Genomic DNA, 17,215 nt, shown 5'->3' on the forward strand with positions numbered 1-17,215 from the left:
TTAGTAACTTAGGGAGCAATCATTAAAATTTAAATTATGAAAAGAAAAGGATCAGCTATCTGGAATGGATCATTAAAAGAAGGAAATGGCACTGTAAGTCTTGAAAGTGGTGTTCTGAAAGACGCACAATATTCATTTAAATCACGCTTTGAAAGCGGAAAAGGCACCAACCCTGAAGAACTGGTTGGAGCGGCTCATGCCGGATGCTTTAGTATGCAGCTTTCAGCTTTTTTGGGTGAAGAGGGGTTTGAACCTGATAAAATTGAGACAACCTCAGAAATCACTTTGGAAGAAGGTGAAATTAAAAGATCTCATCTAATTCTAAGTGCTACGGTTCCGGGAATTGACAAAGATGAATTTGAAAAGCTCGCGAATAAAGCAAAAGAGAAGTGTCCGATGTCCAAACTACTTAAGGCAGAGATCACACTGGAATATGATCTTAAATAGAGAATGATCTTTTTACCTAATATTTAAAGCCTCATTTCTGAGGCTTTTTCTTTTCTAATAATTTACCGAGACAATCTGTAACCAATTCCTTAAGCCATCCTTCCATAATATTATTTTTTACCCAGGACTGATTCACCTCCAGCTCGATACCCAGGTAATTTTCAGTAAAAGATTTTCTAAGAGTGGTTGTAAAACCATCAACCTTTCCTAAATAAGGATAGTTATACCTGAGCCTCAGGTCCGGTCTTTGACTTTTCATCAGGGCTCCCCACTCCCGGCAGAATTTCTTTTCATCGTTTCTTCCCGGGTCGTATAACAGGCCTATATCACAGTTTCGTTTTACACCTTTCAAGACCGGTGTAAAAGAATGAACAGATATATGAATTAATTTTTCTCCGGAATCTATATGGTTTTTGATCTTCTCCTGAACTATCTGACGGTATGGATGGTAAAATGACTTCAAAATCTCTTCCTTATCTTCTTTTTCAAGTACCGATGAAAAACGCGAAAACAAATTCCTGTTTTTTACCGATCTGTTCGTTTCCACTAATAAGCGTCCTACAACCTGTGCCTGACTGAAATCTGCAATTGCTTCCAACTCTTCATAAAGGTCAAAGGCACCCGGGTCATAAGCTTCATGGGTTTGCAAAATTTCAGGTTCTTTCCTGAATAATTGCCGGTATTTCGATGGAATATCGGATACGGCGTGTTCACAGGTCAATACAAGTTTCATGGTCTGAACATCCTGTTTTCCTGAAGACAATCCCCTAACCTTGAATAAACTTTAATGATATTTTCACTGGAGAAATCATTTCTTAAAGCTTTAAGTATCCTTGTAGAAAGACTTCCATTCTGTAGAATGAATTCAATATGCTTCCTGTGGTTTTCACATAGGTTCCCTCCTACAAAATGATAAAGTTTCTTCCAGATTGTTTTAACGTCACTCTCTTTCCCCAGATCGAATATGGCCAAATAGGTTTTGTTAGTGACCAGGGTGTTTTCGGCATCCTTTATCACTTCATCAAAGATCTCGAAAAGTTCATCTTCATGCCATTTCTTCTGATCTTCGAGGGAAACAAGCTCCTCTCCAACAAATAATTTCAGTACTTCAATTATGAAGGCTGCAATAGCCACATCTGCTGAAGGGTTTTCCTGAACATCTATAACCCGGATTTCAATAGCATTCCTGTCGAACCTGGAAATAGCTCCTCTCGAATTCAGAAAATGATGATCGAGTAAATTATCAGTATCAAAAGGTTTTATAGCCGCAGTTATCGGCTCAAAAATTGTCTTGTAATAATCTGCCTTTTTAAAGACCTTTTCGGGAATTACCTTACCGGTCATCTGCGGTATCTCCTTCTGATTGGTTTTATAGAAATGCATTCGGGTATCTTTATAACCAGTAAATTTTCCATCCAATACAGGAGAACTTGCAGCAAGTCCCGGAATTATAGGCAAAATAACGCGAACTACAGCGTGTAGCTTTTCAAATTCAGCATCATCATAAAACGGAAGGTTTATATGCATGCTCTGTACATTGCTCCAGCCATGCCCGTTGCAGTCAAATATCCTGTTATACAGGGCATATATCTTGCTATAATCATGTTTCCATAACTGAGTTTCAGTATTTGGATCCATAAGAGGATGTGAAGCCCCCGGAAGTAAATATGTATCGGAATCCTCTAAAAGGTCGTTTATTTCTTTAACATTTTCCGCAAATAAAAGATCCAGGTTTTCCAGATCTTTTGTAGGCCCGTTGGTCTTGATCTCCACAACATGCCCTACCAGCTCATTGCTCCATTCTATTCTGCCGTTTTCCACATCAGAAGTAAGGGAGCCATTCTTCTTGGTTAGCAATTTATCTACTATAGGATTCACTTTAAAATCAGCCCTGCGAACAAGCATATATTCAAGTTCAATCCCATAAACCTCAAAAAGATGATATGCCATATTATTTGTTTTCGAGTCTGTTCTTTAAAGCTTTTAGTATATCTGTATACACCTTATCTCCGTAATAGGCATCTTCCACCCCTGCATCGATATTCGGATTGTCATTGATCTCTATTACCAGTGCTTTGCCGTTCACTTCCTTTATATCTACCCCATACAGACCTTTCCCCATTAATTTTACAGCCTTCACCGCATTCTTTATGATCTCCGCCGGAACTTCTTCGATAGGCCAACAATCTGCATTTCCATCCTGGTCGTCTTTCTTTTTGGCATTCCAGTTATAGATCTGCCAGTGCCCCTTGGCCATATAATAACGGCAGGCATAAAATGGTTTACCGTCCAGCACCCCTATTCTCCAGTCATATTCTGAAGGAGAAAATTCCTGGGCGATCACCAGTTCAGATTTTTTGAGCATGGCAGTTACCATTTCATGGTATTCTTCCACGGTCATGGCTTTCTTAACCCCAAAAGAAAATGTGGAATCTGGTGATTTAAGTACTACCGGAACTCCTATTTTTTCCAGGACCAGGTTCTTATTATCCTTATGTACTATCACGGTCTTTGGAGTGGGAATACCGGCATTTTCCATGGCTTCAGCCATAAAAACCTTATTACAGCATTTCAGGATTGCATCCGGGTAGTCCACTATAGCTATATCTTCCTGCTGGGCTTTCCTGGCAAAAGCATAAGCCTCATTATTAACCTCGGTACTTTGTCTTATCAGTAAAGCATCAAAAGCAGAAAGTCTGGAAAGTTCCTTTGGCGAGATCACCTCGGTATAAAATCCCATTTTCTCAGCCAGTTCTGTAAATTTCTTAAGTGCTTTTGCATTACTGGGAGGCGCTACATCCTGGGCTTGTACCAGAATAGCCAGGTCGTATTCAAAAGGATTTGCCCTCGGAGTGTCATATCTTTTTTTGGCAAAGTACTGTTCGGCGAAGAGAAGCATACTTTCTGTATGTTCTTCGGGGATCTCCGCTTCTGATATTGCCTTTATGTTTCGTATGTTCCAGCGGGTAGTGAAATTGAATCTCACTCTTAGAAATGGGATCTGGAAATGCCTGAAGAACATTGCACTAAGCTCTTTATACTTTGCTGCCACATTCTGCCCGAAATAGATACTTAAAGTAAACTCCTGGGATTTTATATTTTTCAGTGACTGCTGAATGAGATCATCAAAATCCTCTGAAACTATTTTAACCAGCTTTGGCTCCCCCATATCAACTATATTCTTAACGGTAGGAATTGCCATATGTCCCCGGGCTTCAGCAAGGAGCGAGACATAATAACCTTTAGACTGGTATGAATAGTCCTTACAGAGATTGAAAATCCTGGCTTTCTTAAGTTTTGAATATTCAGGATTGGTTAGGTAATCCCTGGATGAAATAACCTTTACATGTTCAGGGGAGATCGTCCAGGTCTCGGGATTGTTTACAACTATATATTTATTCATTAATGAATGAAAAATTTTATTCAAATGTAGATTAAAAACCGGTCAGAAATTAAAATTTAAGTTCAGCATAATAATAATTCTTAAATTCAGTGCTTCAAATCAAATTTACAGTAATATTATGCACATTAGAATCATCGGAACACTTCTCTTTTTTAGCTCATTTATGGCAAATTCACAGGACACAGATCAGAAAATCATAGAAAAAGCAAAAGGCATCCATGAAAAAGTGATCACTATAGATACTCATAATGATATCAATGTAAAGAATTTTACCAGTAACAAAAACTATACGATGGATCTCGGCACCCAGGTAAATCTTCCAAAAATGGAAGCCGGGGGTCTGGATGTAAGCTGGCTTATAGTCTATACGGGACAGGGAGAGCTAAATGAAGATGGATATGCCGCTGCTTATGAGAATGCCATTCAGAAGTTTGAGGCCATTCACCGTTTAACTGAAGAGATTGCCCCAGATAAGATAGGTCTGGCAACCGATTCTGATGAAGTTAGGAAACTTGTTGCCGAAGGAAAGAAAGTGGCGATGATAGGTGTTGAAAATGCATATCCTGTAGCGGAGGATCTCAGCAGGATAAAGGAATTTTACGATCGTGGCGCCCGCTACATGTCATTATCACATAACGGACACAGCCAGTTCTGCGACTCAAATACAGGAGAGGAAAACGATGAATGGTTGCATGGCGGATTAAGTGAACTGGGAAAAAAGGCAGTACTTGAAATGAATAAATGGGGTATTATGATAGATGTCTCACATCCCAGTAAAGAAGCAATAAAGGAGATGTTCGAGATTTCCAGGGCTCCCTTGATCGCATCCCATTCTTCGGCTCGCGCTCTTTGTAACCATAGCAGGAATCTTGACGACGAATTGCTGGCACTGTTTAAAAAGCACGGCGGAGTGGTACATACGGTTGCTTTCAGTGCTTATCTGAATACAGAAAAGCATAATGCTTTTGACACCGCAAGTCAAAAGGTATTTCAGGAAAAAGCCAAAGAGATGAATTTTGAGATCCTTCCCAGAGATAGTGTGAGAAACCTTGAAGAAGATGCCCGGGAAAAATACTATGAATCCTACAGGACATTAAGACAGTCCTCGGCTCCTGAGATCGAAAAACTCAAAAATGAAATAAAACCAGTGAATGTTTCAGATTTTGTAGATCATATAGATTATCTGGTGGAAAAGATCGGGATAGATCATGTTGGAATAAGCTCAGATTTTGATGGTGGCGGCGGAATTGAAGGCTGGGACGATGCTTCCGAAACGCTTAATATTACTATTGAACTTGTGAAAAGAGGTTATTCCGAAGATGAGATAGCGAAACTTTGGGGTGAAAACCTGCTACGGGTTTTAGATGAAGTTCAGGCAGTGTCAGGAAAAATGCAAAAATCCTGATCATTGTAGTTTGATCTCTTTAATAGTGGGAGCTCCAAATTTCCCTTCGTTGGAAACAAACAACCTGCCGGAAGGACTAAAACAAATACCTTCCGGTTGAGGGAATTCTGCTGGATCCAGTAAATGGATCTTTTTTATTTTACCTGAATTCCTGTTCACAACAAGTATTTTCTGAAACTCTGCATCCAGTATATGAACATCCCCTGTGGATGGCTCGAAACAAAGATCGGAAGGCCTGATAAGTTTTCTGGGATTACTTGTCCTGAAAACATCAAATTCAGGATCATTGTATTTCACCTTTAATACCGGGTCCATATCAAGGATACCGGTTTCAGGGTTGAAGGAATAAATGCCTTTATAATCTCCCTGGTTATCAAGGTTCCTGTCCTTTACAGAAATCCACAGGTCACCGGCATCTGAAGCAGCGATACCTTCAATATTGTTTCTGTATTCAAATTTTAACTTAACTTCTTCAGAATTTCCTTCGGGCCCATTTATATCCTCTACCCGCAATAACCTACCATTACTTTCTGCTACCCAGTAATTATCTTCAAGAAGAGTTATTGCCTCATAATCGCCTCCTGCATCAAATCTATATTGTTTAACAATCCTCGAAGCCTTCAGATCATAAATGAAGATTATTCCATCCTCATCCTGAATGCAGGCAATCTTATCTTCTCCTGCCCATTCCATTCCTGAAACTTCCCGCAGTTCACCAGGAAGTTCCCACTCCTCCACTATTTCGTAGCTTTTTTCAGCATCACTAAAATCATAATCGTTATTCTCATAGACCGCATAAATAATTCCTGCAAGTATTAATACTGTAACAACTATTCCTATAGCCCATTTAGTCATGAAGATCTATTTTGAAAAATAAAATTACAATTATGAGTTGCCTCCTCAAAAAGATTAACAATACTTTGAAGTAACCATGCCTCTGCTACAAGTGAATGATTTTTAACTAATTGACCCTAAAGTTAAAGTAATGTTAAATCAGTACCTTTTATTACATAGTACTGTAACAGAGTTTTTTTATCGTCGTCTATTAAGTACAAACAATCATTAAAATATTGAAATTATGACAACTTTTGTAAGTAACACCAAGAACAGAAAATCTTTTATGAATACCGAAGCTAATACACCCCCATTTAGTTTCTCCAGTAGAAGAAGATTCATTTAATCAATCATCAACAATTAAAAATCATCAATCATGACAACTTTAGTTAGTAACACCAAAAGCAGAAAATCTTTTATGAACACAGAAGCTAATGCATCACAAAACAGCTTCTATGGTAGAAGAAGGTACATTTAAACAAACTTATTCATCAACAATTAAAATTCATCAATCATGAGAACTCTAGCAGGTAACACCAAGAACAGAAAGCTTTTTATGAACACAGAAGCTAATGCCGGAAACTCTATTTTCAATAGAAGGATTCATTAACATGCATTAAATTTTAAATTTCATCAATCATGAGAACTTTAGACAGTATTATCCAGGATTTTGGTTCAAGTAAAGAAGGAGGCTTAACACATAGAAGGCCATTTTTGAACCTGAAGAACCCAACCATTCATTTGCACTGGTATCATCAAAGACAATTTGCATAATTCATCAACATTAATCATCAATCAAAATTCATCAATCATGACAGCTTTTTCTAATATCATCCAGGATTTTGCCACAGGAAGAGAAGGGAATTTAACTCATCGAAAATCCTTTTTAAACTTTAAAAGTACCGCCGGAAGAACGTGCTGGTATTCAAGAAGACGTTACGCATAATCCAACAAAAATCCCCTCGTATGAAAATTATTTCAACCTAGCCGGTGAACCGCAGTTCACCGGCTATAATTTTTGGTTAAAAAACATTAAAATAAGCTTAAAATTGAAGGTCCTGCTTTAAACATTTGTTTATTTGCAGCTTTTACCTTCATACAAATGCTAGAAAAAATAAAACGGCATCCCAAACTCAAATGGGCACTGATAATTCTATTAAGTTTAATTGCCCTTTTCTTTCTATTCTTTGGCAGCATCTATTTTGGAATGTGGGGCAAGATCCCAACGTCAAAAGAGCTTACTGAACTTAAACAAAACAAAGCCACCCAGGTACTGGCGGCCAATGGCGAACTTATAGGGAAGTTTTATGTTTACGATAGACAGCCCATAGAATTCTCCCAGCTGCCCCCTTATCTTATAGAAGCTCTTATCGCAACGGAAGATGCAAGATTCTATGAACACGATGGTATTGATAACCGCAGTCTATTAAGGGTCTTCTTTAAATCTATTTTACTCCAGGACGAGTCGGCAGGAGGCGGTAGTACCATCACTCTCCAACTGGCCAAGAATATATATGGCAGGCGGGATTTTGGAATATTCGGGATCGTGATAAACAAGATGCAGGAAGCCATCATCGCTAAGCGCCTGGAGGATATTTATTCCAAAGATGAAATCATAGAACTCTATTTCAATACCGTCCCTTTCAGTGATAACACCTACGGGATAGAAAGTGCTTCGCTTAAATTCTTCGATAAGAACACCTCTGAACTGAATCTTGAAGAAGCTGCGGTTCTGGTTGGAATGCTCAAAGCCAGTCATTATTACAATCCCAGAATATTCCCTGAAAGAAGTCGGTTAAGACGTGATGTAGTGCTTATGCAAATGGCTAAATATGACTATTTAAGCATGGAAGAAGCTGAAGAAGCCAAAATGCAGCCAATGGTTCTGGACTATAAAAGTTACAGCCATGATGAAGGGATTGCACCTTATTTCAGGGAACAAGTAAGAAAAAAAGTTAGCAGGGTTCTGGATACCCTGAAGAACAAGGACGGAAAGAAATACAACATCTACAGGGATGGTCTCATTGTTCATACTACTCTCAATTATAAGATGCAGCAGCTGGCAGAAGAAGCGATGATAGAGCATATGACCGCATTACAGGAACAGCATGAGAACTCCTACGGAAATTATGCCCCATGGATCAGGAATAAAGAAATACTTCAGGATGCGATAAAAAAATCTGACAGATATCAAAAACTACAGAAAGAAGGGTTGAGTGAGGCTGCGATCATGGAAAAGATGGATCAATCACATCCCACTGAACTATTTAGTTATGATGGCATGGAAACCAAAAATGTGAGTGCCATAGATAGCATCTCTCATTATCTGAAATTTCTTAATTCAGGATTGCTAGCCGTGGATCCTGGAAATGGAGCTGTTCAGGCATGGGTAGGTGGTGTTGATTTCAGGTTCTTTAAATACGATCATGTTGCTCAAAGCAAGAGACAAGTGGGATCTACCTTTAAACCTGTAGTATATGCTGCGGCTCTGGAAAGTGGCATGGATCCCTGCTCCTATTTCTCGGTGAGAGAAGTGACCTATGAGGATGGCTGGACACCTTCAAATTCCTCTTCTGAAGGTGACGATCCCCATATGAACTATAACCTTAAAATGGCCTTAAGCCGTTCCATGAATACTATAGCGGTCAAGGTCCTGATGGAAACTGGCATTGGAAATGTTATCAACCAGGCCAGGAAAATGGGGATAGAGTCTAATCTTCCCGAAGTCCCATCAATAGCCCTGGGGACTGCCTCTTTAAGCTTAAGCGAACTTACAACAGCATACACCAGTTTTGTGAATAATGGGCATTATTCTGAACCTTACTATATAAGCAGGATTGAAGACGGGAATGGTAATCTGCTGGCTGAATTCAAGCCTGAAATCTCCAAATCCAGAGCCTTTTCAGAAAAGACCCGGAAGATCATGATCAATATGATGCAGGCTACGGTAAATGAAGGAACGGCTGCCAGACTAAGGTACAGATATGGACTTCGTAATGACCTGGCTGGAAAAACAGGGACCACGCAGGATAATAAGGACGGATGGTTCGTAGGTATGAATCCGGAACTCGTTTGCGTAACCTGGGTGGGAAATGATGATCACAGGATAGGTTTCAGGAACACTGCCATAGGTCAGGGCGCTAATTCTGCCCTACCAATATTTGGCGGATTAATGCAGAAGATGAATGCAGATTCTGCCTTTGACGAGATCACTGGTTCAAGGTTCACTCCTCTTTCATCTGAAATGGCTGAAATGATGGAGTGCCCGCCACAGGAGAGAGATAACTTCCTGGAACGTCTCTTTTCCGGAAGCGACCAAAAGAGAGAAAACAAACCCAAAAAGAAGAAAAAGAAAAAAGGTTTCTTTCAGCGTTTATTCGGAAAAAATGATGATAATTAAAATTTGTACATTTTACTTATTTAATAGACTCATAAAAGTGATTTGGTTCTAATACTACATTTGTTTAAAGATATTTTATAAGTGGTCTGGTGAATAAAAAATCAAATTTGTCAAAAATTAAACAACTGGATTTTAAAATTTCCCGTTGGATGTATGTTCATGGGAAACCTATCCTAAGGTATTCCCTGGCACTGATTTTTATATGGTTTGGTTTTTTGAAAATCACCGGAGACAGTCCGGCATCTGATGTAGTAGCTGCCACGGTCTTTTGGTTCGACCCGGAGGTTTTCATCCCGGTTCTTGGTGTTTGGGAAGTGCTTATAGGTATATTCTTATGTTTTAAGAAAACTATAAGGCTGGCAATATTTCTTTTGGTATTTCAAATGCCAGGCACCTTCCTTCCACTTATCATACTTCCCGAGGTCTGCTTCACAGAAATTCCTCTTAAATTAAGTATGGAAGGCCAGTATATCCTTAAAAACCTGATAATTATCAGTGCAGCTATCGTAGTTGGGGGAAGTATAAGAGAACCCGAATTTGTGGAGAATAATATCAAATCCTCTGATGCTGAACCTGACTCTTAAAATTCCTTATTTATCTGCATCCTTAATTTTCTTGAATAATCTTCCTCCAGCCAGTCGCGATAATTCTTTGTGCTCTTACTTATGCAATAAGAATATTGTTTGATCCGGGATGCGATATCATCTTTAAGTTCTTTAGCAAGTATCCTGGCATCAAAAACATCTTCACTATTCTCAACGCACATTTTCACATGCTGCTCCAAAGACCATTCTAAAACCGACTTGGACCTCAAACCTTTTTTGATAACTTCATCATAAGCCTTTTCAATATTAAAGCTCACCTCTTCGGTATTCGAGAATTTCTCACGAATTTCAGGAGGCATTTCATACTGGAACTCTCTTTCGATCTCTTCGTCACTAAGAAGATTCTCAAAGTAGAAATCTGGAGATCTGAATATTTGCTTCCAGTCTACCGGTGTACTCCAGTGACCAAACCTGGCCAGATTATTACCCAAATCTATCACTGTGAACTCATCCTTATTCTTAAGAACTCTTGATCCACGGCCTATCATCTGGAAATATAAGGTAAGGGATTTTGTCGCCCTGTTAAGAATAATGGTGTCTACTGTAGGCTCGTCAAAACCAGTGGTAAGTATACTTACCGAGGTCACGATTGCATCAGGAGTATGTTTGAACCATTTCAGAATATCTTTTCGTTCCTGTTTACTGGTTGTATTATCAAGATGCCGAATTGGCAAACCGGCATTCTTAAAGGTATAATAGACCTCTACCGAGGTATTTATACCATTATTGAATATAAGTGTTTTTTTGCCTTTGGATCTTTCATAGTAAGCAGTGAGTAGTTTTTCCTGCATGCTATAATTGGAATAAAGCTCTTCCGAAGACTTTACTGTATAATCCCCATTCATCCCAACTTTCAAGGTGGTTAAGCCCACGTTGTAACTATAAATGTTTGCCCTGGCAAGGAACCCCTTTTCGATAAGAGATTGAATTGAGTCTCCAACAATAAGTTCCCTGTAATTATCTTTCATGGGAAGTTTGATGTTGGAGCTTAGCGGAGTGGCAGTTACACCAAGAATGAAGCAATTTTCAAAAAACTTGAATAGCTTCCTGAAAGAATTATAATGAGCTTCATCAATAATCACAAGACCTATATCCTTTATCTCCAGCTTTTCATCATTAAGCCGGTTATTCAAGGTTTCTACCATAGCGACAAAACACATATAGTCATTCTGGTCTGGAAGTTCCTTCACCTTGCTGTTTATGATCTTGTTGCGAACCCCAAAACCGGAAAGCATCCTTGAAGTTTGCTTACAAAGTTCAATTCTATGGGTAAGTATAAGAACCTTTTTGTTTGTCCTTTGAATATATTCCCTGGTAATCTGTGAGAAAATCACAGTCTTACCCCCGCCTGTAGGCAATTGATAGAGAAGATTATACCTTTCAGGATTTTCATCTATGACCCCGAATATTTTATTTATATCCTTTTGTTGATAGTCATAAAGTTTCTTGTCTACTTTCTTTTTTTCAATACCAAATGTTTCTACCGCCATAAATTCTGTTAAGTAAGCAATTTTGCAAAAATAAGGCATTTTTACGCTTTACTCAAAAATTAGGGGAATAATCTCCCCCCTTTAAAAATGCAATTCATTTAAAATTATTGTAAATTTGATATTGCAGAGAAGTCCTCCAAATTGCTTTTAAGCCCTTCATAAAAGCACCTGCATCCCCCCTATAAATTTACTAACTAAAAGATTTTCAAGATTTGACTTCAGGAAATAATCTATTCGATAAGTATATTTCAACTTTGAGAAGTTGTGAACTGTTTAGTGGGATGACCGATGACCACTGGAGGGAATTACTGGTCAATTTTCATGAGGAGAGATGGCCTAAAGAAACATGTATCCTTAATCATCAAAAGTTTTTATTTCATTTCTATATAGTAATTTCTGGTCGCATCAAGATGTATAATGTTGATGAATTCAGTGAAAAGGAACATACCCTGTTCCTTTTGAAGAAAGCAGACGTATTTGACCTGTTCTGTCTTATGGATGGAACAAAACATCATGTTTATTATGAATGTCTTGACAATATCAAGGTTCTGGCAATTCCCATGGATAAACTAAGGTTATGGCTGAATAAAAACCCTGTGCACTATCAAAACTTTCTTTCCTATGCCGCTAAAATGATGCGGATGCTGGAAAGCAATGTTTCACAATTGATATTTACAGATATTTCCACCAGGCTGTTAAGATTACTTTTGAACAACGTGAACAATAATTCAAAACAACTGGAACACATCAATGACCTGCCCAATAAAGAACTTGCAAATCTTATTGGATCTACCCGTGCTGTAGTAAACCGCCACCTTCAAATACTCAAAAAAAATGGTTCAATTAAAATAGCTAGAAACCAGGTAGAAATAAAAGATATTTCTATTCTATTAAGAGAGCTTGAGAAACAAAATAAAAAACTGTAAAATATTGTATTTGTGCTACTTAAGTAGTTTAATAATCTGAAAATCGTATTTATCTTGCTACCTCATTCAAATAATTTATTCATCAATTAAAACTTTACATCATGAAAAAGTTCATCATTTTAATGTTAGTAGCAGTAGGATTTGTTTTAACATCTTACTCACAAAAAGTTATTCAGTTAGAAGAAGCTGAATTGACATTTGAACCGACCGCTCAGGTAGTCTTTGAAGACTATACCAATGGAATTGTACGAGTAAAAGAAAATTACGCCAAGCAATTCCAGTCCAATGCCATTAAATTCCTCGTTGAAAACTTTGATATCTATCGTTTCATGCGTGAAGCAGGTGAAAATTTGGATCAGTATGACATTACAGTTAAAAGTAGTAATGGGGTTCTGTTAGCACAGTACAACAAAGAGGGAAATTTGGTTAGAACATATCAGAAATTTAAAGATATTCCTTTATCACCTGAGATTCGTAACCAGGTATTCGCCCAGTATGAAGGCTGGACTATGACAAAGAATAAATATATCGCAGCTGGTATGGAAGATGGTATAGACAAGGAGAAATATCTTGTTCACCTAGAAAGAGGAAAAGACAGGGAAAAATTGAAAATAACTCCTGCTAGAGCCTCCGGTATAGGCGTAGCCACTATTGAGAAGTATTAAAATGAAGGCTGTGTGAAGATTTTAAGCGTCTGTCCTACCTCATAAGACAGTGTTAAAATGTAATAGTAGTTAATAATAATGGTAGATCTCTCAGATCAATAATCACAAAGTTAACGCTAATATCTTCACACAGCCCTTCTCATTTTTATTCAAACAGGTCTGAAGATAAATACCTGTCTCCTCTATCACATACAATACTTACTACAAGCCCGCTTTCCAGTTCATTACAAAGTCTCACGGCAGCCACTGCCGCTCCACCACTACTCATCCCGGCAAATATGCCTTCTTCCTCTGCAAGCCTTCTAGTCATAATAACAGCTTCTTTTTCACTAACTTCAAGGGTTCGGTCTACTTTACGGGGATCAAATATTTTGGGTAGATAAGCTTCCGGCCATTTTCTAATACCCGGAATACGGGAATCATCTGTTGGCTGAACTCCAACAATCTGTATGTTCTTATTCTTTTCTTTCATATAGGTGCTTGTCCCCATAATGGTTCCGGTAGTACCCATTGAAGAAACAAAATGAGTTATCTTATGATCTGTATCATTCCAGATCTCTGGACCTGTAGTTTGATAATGGGCTTTCCAGTTATCGTCATTTCCAAACTGATTTAACATAAAATAATCACCAGACTTCATCTTATCTTCAGCATAATCCCTGGAACCTTCAATACCGTCATCTGCACTTGTTAAGATCACTTTGGCTCCATAGGCTTTCATGGTCTGAACCCTTTCTATAGTAGAATTTTCAGGCATTACAAGTTCAATATCCAATCCAAATATCCCGGCGATCATGGCAAGGGCTATGCCTGTGTTACCACTGGTAGCCTCAATGAGTTTGGTATTTTTATCAATATCGCCCCTATCCAGGGCACTCTTTATCATATTATAAGCAGCACGGTCTTTTACGCTCCCACCAGGATTCTGGCCTTCCAGTTTAAAATAAAGCTCTACGCCCGGTTTAGTAATTATTCGCTGAGCCTTTACCAAAGGCGTGTTCCCTACTAGATTTAGAATAGAATCGTTCATTTATCTGCTGTATTTTTTATGCTAATTTGCGGAGTATGAGAAACCATTGAGTTGGCAGGTACCGATTTTGTTAACCACACATTTCCTCCAATGATGCTGTTCTCCCCTATTTCAGTTTCTCCCCCCAGAATAGTGGCATTCGCATAGATGGTAACATTTTTCTTGATGGTAGGATGTCGTTTAACATTCCTTAGAGTTCGATCAACGGTTAATGCTCCCAGTGTAACCCCCTGATATATCTTCACATTATCCTCTATAACCGCCGTTTCCCCTATTACTACTCCGGTCGCATGGTCAATAAAGAAAGCATTGCCAATCTTCGCTCCAGGGTTTATATCGGTTCCCGTAAGACTATGAGCACATTCGGTCATTAATCTTGGTACCAGCGGCAGACCAAATTTATAGAGCTCATGGCTTAATCTATATATCGCAATCGCAAAGAAGCCCGGATAAGACAGATAAACCTCTTCCACAGAGTTTGCTGCAGGATCATTTCGCGCAATAGCCTGGGCATCCAGATTAAGTTTCTTTAAAATCCCTGGAAGCATTTCCAGATATTCACTCCAGATATCCTTACATGGTGCGCCGGGTTCCCAGCATACCAGTTTGGCCAGAACTTCAAAATCCATCCCCAATTCCATTAAATAATCCCTTACCGGAGTTTGTTTATCAAACAAGGTATGGAAAAGCTTATGGGTAAAAGCTTCGGTTTTTTCTTTAACACTTAGATTGAGGTTTGGAAGATTCTTTTGTTCCTCAATCTGGGATATTATTTCTTCAATTTTCATAGCTGATAATGTCAAATCAAATTTAGTCAATTCAAATGAACTCAGAAAGGTATTGAAATAGACATGTAATTAATTATTTATCAGTAACTCTAGTTAAATTTTTACTAAGGAAAAAACAACCTGACGTTTCATGAAGTAAATTAGATTGAAAATAAAAGACCATATCATGGCACAGGAAAGAAAAACTCAAAAAGCTTCAAAGAGCCCGCAAAAGCAGGCTCCCAAGGCAAAACCAAGTAAACCTAAAAAGTAATTTTTAGTGTAGAGGCTTAGTTTTTTTCAGGCCACCTCTAAAGGGTGGCTTTAATTTTGAAGAACTGTGGCAAAAAATCCTGAAAATAAATCAGCGAATTAGAGAAAATGAACCTTTTCTGTCAGGAAACCCCAAGATGCTTATCCTGTACCAGTAATCGGCTGCCGGTAAGTCTTTACCCCCAAACTGACCCTGCCAGATAAAATCTTCTCCCTTTCCCATTTTAAGCAGTCTTCCATAACGATCGAATATCTCAATTGAAGAATTTTCAAAATATTCTAAACCTTTTAACCGAAAACTGTCGTTATAACCATCATTATTCGGAGTTATAAATTTAGGAACCACTATATGCGGGAATTCTTTTACGACTGTTTTACAGTTTGCCAGATCTTTCATATAAGCTTTGTAAATCCCGCCCGGCAAATATTCAAAAAAATTAGAGGACTGGTAATTAATCCCATCAACCGAAAATAAAAAGTCTCCCGAAAATTCTGGAACTATGGTAACCGATCCTTCCTCAGAAATGATCTCGGCAATCTCTACGTTTGGAACATCTTCTACCTCATAGGTTTTTACAGAAGAACAACCACTAGGGTTTGTAATTTCAACTGTAAAAGTTCCGGGAGAACTTACAGTAATACTTTGTGAAGTCTCTCCTGAATTCCATAAATAATCATTTCCGGCCATACCCGCATCCAAAGTAAGGTTTGAATCAGGGCATATCTGCATAATTTCATCAATTACCTCTGGCACTGCGTTTATTGTAAGCCGGACAGCTGTCCTGTTACTCCCCGCACAATCAGCATTTAATTTTCTGGCCTCGGCATAATAAGTTCCACTTGTTTCTGCCAAAAAACTTGGGGATACTTCTGCAAGTAAGTTACCTCCTGTAGGCGCATCATACCAGTAAACACTTTCATCCTGACCTGCCATAACACTTAAAGCAGGGATCTCCTCATCACTACAAATGCTAATATCCCCATTATTTATAGGAGCTTCCGGAGTTTCTATCACTTCAACCAGAAAAGGTTCTGATGCAGAACTACACTTATTGGAAGAAAGGTTCACTGCATCTTCTGCAACTTTCACTCGAAAATAGGTCGTTGAATTAACAGAGTTCTCCATATAATCTGAAGAATTCGCCCCCTGAATGTCCTGCCAGATTTCACCATCGAAACTATTTTGCCACTGAAAAAAATGTTGTTGGTATACAGAATTATCAGGTGTAGCCCTTAAAGAAATTTCGGCAGGAGTGTTTTCTTCACAAATTGTATAGACCCTATCACTTCCCCTGTCGGCAGAGATATCTGTAAGGTCACCGCAGGATCTAAACATAATATCATCAATAGCCAGATCGTTACCACAGCCACCTTCACCATTATTAAACATCTTTAAAATCACCGTATCCTGGCCGGGTTCGCTTTGAAAGGTAAGAGCATACTGTTTCCATGTAGGAGAAGCTGTAGAAGGAATGTCTCCGGTATTACCGGATTTAAGCAGGATAGAATCGGTATTATCCCATATCTCGAATCTCACATTCACGGGAATTCCTCCATCCATACATACGGCACTACCCCTGTCGTGGATATTTATCAAAAATGCCGAAAACTCATAGGTGGTATTTTCACATAATCCTGAAATCTCTTTTCTATAAAACCTACCCGCAGCATAATCGGCATTTACGATTAGCGCCTTGCCATTGGATATGGCAGTGTTGGGTGAGATTTGATGCCATGAATTTAATCCATAGCTGAAATCAGCGATAGTATATTGTCCATCATATGGCCCACTTTGCACAAAGCTATAATTGGTAACTCCCGCAGGGAGTTCTTCACCAGGTCCATTTCCTTCACCAAAATCCTCATGAAATATCGCATCGCCTTTGCTTCCGCTACAAAAGCCAAGCTGAGCCTGTACCTGAAGTACCGCGAAAAGACAAAAAAGTAGTGTAAAAAATCTCATCTTTTAA

Annotated in this window: 15 protein-coding genes; 7 read left to right on the forward strand and 8 right to left on the reverse strand. The window is 38.6% G+C overall.

Annotated features, from left to right (window positions below):
* Window positions 1-36 precede the first annotated feature (36 nt).
* The gene (locus LU635_RS12305) at window positions 37-447 is read left to right on the forward strand and encodes an OsmC family protein (RefSeq protein WP_240099666.1); all 411 of its coding nucleotides are present in this window, start codon (window positions 37-39) and stop codon (window positions 445-447) included.
* A gap of 31 nt (window positions 448-478) precedes the next feature.
* Here LU635_RS12305 and LU635_RS12310 read toward each other — a convergent pair whose 3' ends face one another.
* From LU635_RS12310 to LU635_RS12320, 3 genes are read right to left on the reverse strand one after another with little or no spacing between them, the layout of a single operon-like run.
* Window positions 479-1,180, reverse strand: coding sequence for an N-formylglutamate amidohydrolase (locus tag LU635_RS12310; RefSeq protein ID WP_240099668.1), 702 nt, complete (start codon window positions 1,178-1,180; stop codon window positions 479-481).
* A complete protein-coding gene (locus LU635_RS12315) occupies window positions 1,177-2,397 on the reverse strand; it encodes a glutamate-cysteine ligase family protein (RefSeq protein ID WP_240099670.1) in 1,221 nt (406 codons plus the stop codon). Before LU635_RS12315 ends, LU635_RS12310 begins: the two co-directional genes overlap by 4 nt.
* Window position 2,398: 1 nt before the next feature.
* Window positions 2,399-3,850: a RimK family protein gene (locus LU635_RS12320; protein ID WP_240099672.1), complete on the reverse strand. Its 1,452-nt coding sequence runs from the start codon at window positions 3,848-3,850 to the stop codon at window positions 2,399-2,401.
* 118 nt (window positions 3,851-3,968) lie between these two features.
* On the opposite strand from LU635_RS12320, the gene LU635_RS12325 reads away from it, so the two are divergent.
* The gene (locus tag LU635_RS12325; RefSeq protein ID WP_240099674.1) at window positions 3,969-5,255 is read left to right on the forward strand and encodes a dipeptidase; all 1,287 of its coding nucleotides are present in this window, start codon (window positions 3,969-3,971) and stop codon (window positions 5,253-5,255) included.
* On the opposite strand, the gene LU635_RS12330 is transcribed toward LU635_RS12325, so the two are convergent.
* Window positions 5,256-6,110, reverse strand: a complete 855-nt coding sequence (locus LU635_RS12330) for an SdiA-regulated domain-containing protein (RefSeq protein WP_240099676.1) — start codon at window positions 6,108-6,110, stop codon at window positions 5,256-5,258.
* 618 nt (window positions 6,111-6,728) lie between these two features.
* Between LU635_RS12330 and LU635_RS17240 the strand changes: the two genes are divergently transcribed.
* The 3 genes from LU635_RS17240 to LU635_RS12340 all read left to right on the forward strand — a co-directional run bounded on the left by LU635_RS17240 (window position 6,729) and on the right by LU635_RS12340 (window position 10,073).
* Window positions 6,729-6,863, forward strand: coding sequence for a hypothetical protein (locus LU635_RS17240; RefSeq protein WP_255749831.1), 135 nt, complete (start codon window positions 6,729-6,731; stop codon window positions 6,861-6,863).
* A gap of 328 nt (window positions 6,864-7,191) precedes the next feature.
* On the forward strand, window positions 7,192-9,489 hold the full coding sequence (locus LU635_RS12335) for a penicillin-binding protein 1A (RefSeq protein ID WP_240099678.1): 2,298 nt from the start codon (window positions 7,192-7,194) through the stop codon (window positions 9,487-9,489).
* 107 nt (window positions 9,490-9,596) lie between these two features.
* Complete coding sequence (locus tag LU635_RS12340; protein WP_240099680.1) at window positions 9,597-10,073, forward strand: DoxX family membrane protein; 477 nt, start codon at window positions 9,597-9,599, stop codon at window positions 10,071-10,073.
* Here the strand turns inward: LU635_RS12340 and LU635_RS12345 are convergent.
* Window positions 10,070-11,584, reverse strand: a complete 1,515-nt coding sequence (locus LU635_RS12345) for a DEAD/DEAH box helicase (RefSeq protein WP_240099682.1) — start codon at window positions 11,582-11,584, stop codon at window positions 10,070-10,072. The two genes, LU635_RS12340 and LU635_RS12345, sit on opposite strands and share 4 nt — an antisense overlap.
* A gap of 212 nt (window positions 11,585-11,796) precedes the next feature.
* On the opposite strand from LU635_RS12345, the gene LU635_RS12350 reads away from it, so the two are divergent.
* Entirely contained in the window at window positions 11,797-12,510 is a 714-nt protein-coding gene (locus tag LU635_RS12350) for a Crp/Fnr family transcriptional regulator (RefSeq protein ID WP_240099683.1), read from the forward strand.
* A 101-nt stretch (window positions 12,511-12,611) separates the two neighbouring features.
* Complete coding sequence (locus tag LU635_RS12355; protein WP_240099685.1) at window positions 12,612-13,175, forward strand: hypothetical protein; 564 nt, start codon at window positions 12,612-12,614, stop codon at window positions 13,173-13,175.
* Between the two features lie 145 nt (window positions 13,176-13,320).
* On the opposite strand, the gene cysM is transcribed toward LU635_RS12355, so the two are convergent.
* The 3 genes from cysM to LU635_RS12370 form a co-directional block, all read right to left on the reverse strand.
* Entirely contained in the window at window positions 13,321-14,205 is an 885-nt protein-coding gene (gene cysM / locus LU635_RS12360; protein ID WP_240099687.1) for a cysteine synthase CysM, read from the reverse strand.
* The gene (epsC, locus tag LU635_RS12365) at window positions 14,202-14,993 is read right to left on the reverse strand and encodes a serine O-acetyltransferase EpsC (RefSeq protein WP_240099689.1); all 792 of its coding nucleotides are present in this window, start codon (window positions 14,991-14,993) and stop codon (window positions 14,202-14,204) included. Before epsC ends, cysM begins: the two co-directional genes overlap by 4 nt.
* A gap of 343 nt (window positions 14,994-15,336) precedes the next feature.
* Window positions 15,337-17,208 (reverse strand): T9SS type B sorting domain-containing protein, encoded by a 1,872-nt coding sequence (locus LU635_RS12370; protein ID WP_240099691.1) that lies wholly within the window; start codon window positions 17,206-17,208, stop codon window positions 15,337-15,339.
* Window positions 17,209-17,215 lie beyond the last annotated feature (7 nt).

Origin of the sequence: Christiangramia crocea, from assembly GCF_022410465.1 — a bacterium.
Classification (GTDB): Bacteria; Bacteroidota; Bacteroidia; order Flavobacteriales; family Flavobacteriaceae; genus Christiangramia; species Christiangramia crocea.

Coding starts and splice junctions, on each gene's coding strand:
- LU635_RS12305 (WP_240099666.1), top strand. CDS start 37: ATGAAAAGAAAAGGATCAGCTATCTGGAATGGATCATTAAAAGAAGGA.
- LU635_RS12310 (WP_240099668.1), bottom strand. CDS start 1,180: ATGAAACTTGTATTGACCTGTGAACACGCCGTATCCGATATTCCATCG.
- LU635_RS12315 (WP_240099670.1), bottom strand. CDS start 2,397: ATGGCATATCATCTTTTTGAGGTTTATGGGATTGAACTTGAATATATG.
- LU635_RS12320 (WP_240099672.1), bottom strand. CDS start 3,850: ATGAATAAATATATAGTTGTAAACAATCCCGAGACCTGGACGATCTCC.
- LU635_RS12325 (WP_240099674.1), top strand. CDS start 3,969: ATGCACATTAGAATCATCGGAACACTTCTCTTTTTTAGCTCATTTATG.
- LU635_RS12330 (WP_240099676.1), bottom strand. CDS start 6,110: ATGACTAAATGGGCTATAGGAATAGTTGTTACAGTATTAATACTTGCA.
- LU635_RS17240 (WP_255749831.1), top strand. CDS start 6,729: ATGAGAACTTTAGACAGTATTATCCAGGATTTTGGTTCAAGTAAAGAA.
- LU635_RS12335 (WP_240099678.1), top strand. CDS start 7,192: ATGCTAGAAAAAATAAAACGGCATCCCAAACTCAAATGGGCACTGATA.
- LU635_RS12345 (WP_240099682.1), bottom strand. CDS start 11,584: ATGGCGGTAGAAACATTTGGTATTGAAAAAAAGAAAGTAGACAAGAAA.
- LU635_RS12355 (WP_240099685.1), top strand. CDS start 12,612: ATGAAAAAGTTCATCATTTTAATGTTAGTAGCAGTAGGATTTGTTTTA.
- cysM (WP_240099687.1), bottom strand. CDS start 14,205: ATGAACGATTCTATTCTAAATCTAGTAGGGAACACGCCTTTGGTAAAG.
- epsC (WP_240099689.1), bottom strand. CDS start 14,993: ATGAAAATTGAAGAAATAATATCCCAGATTGAGGAACAAAAGAATCTT.
- LU635_RS12370 (WP_240099691.1), bottom strand. CDS start 17,208: ATGAGATTTTTTACACTACTTTTTTGTCTTTTCGCGGTACTTCAGGTA.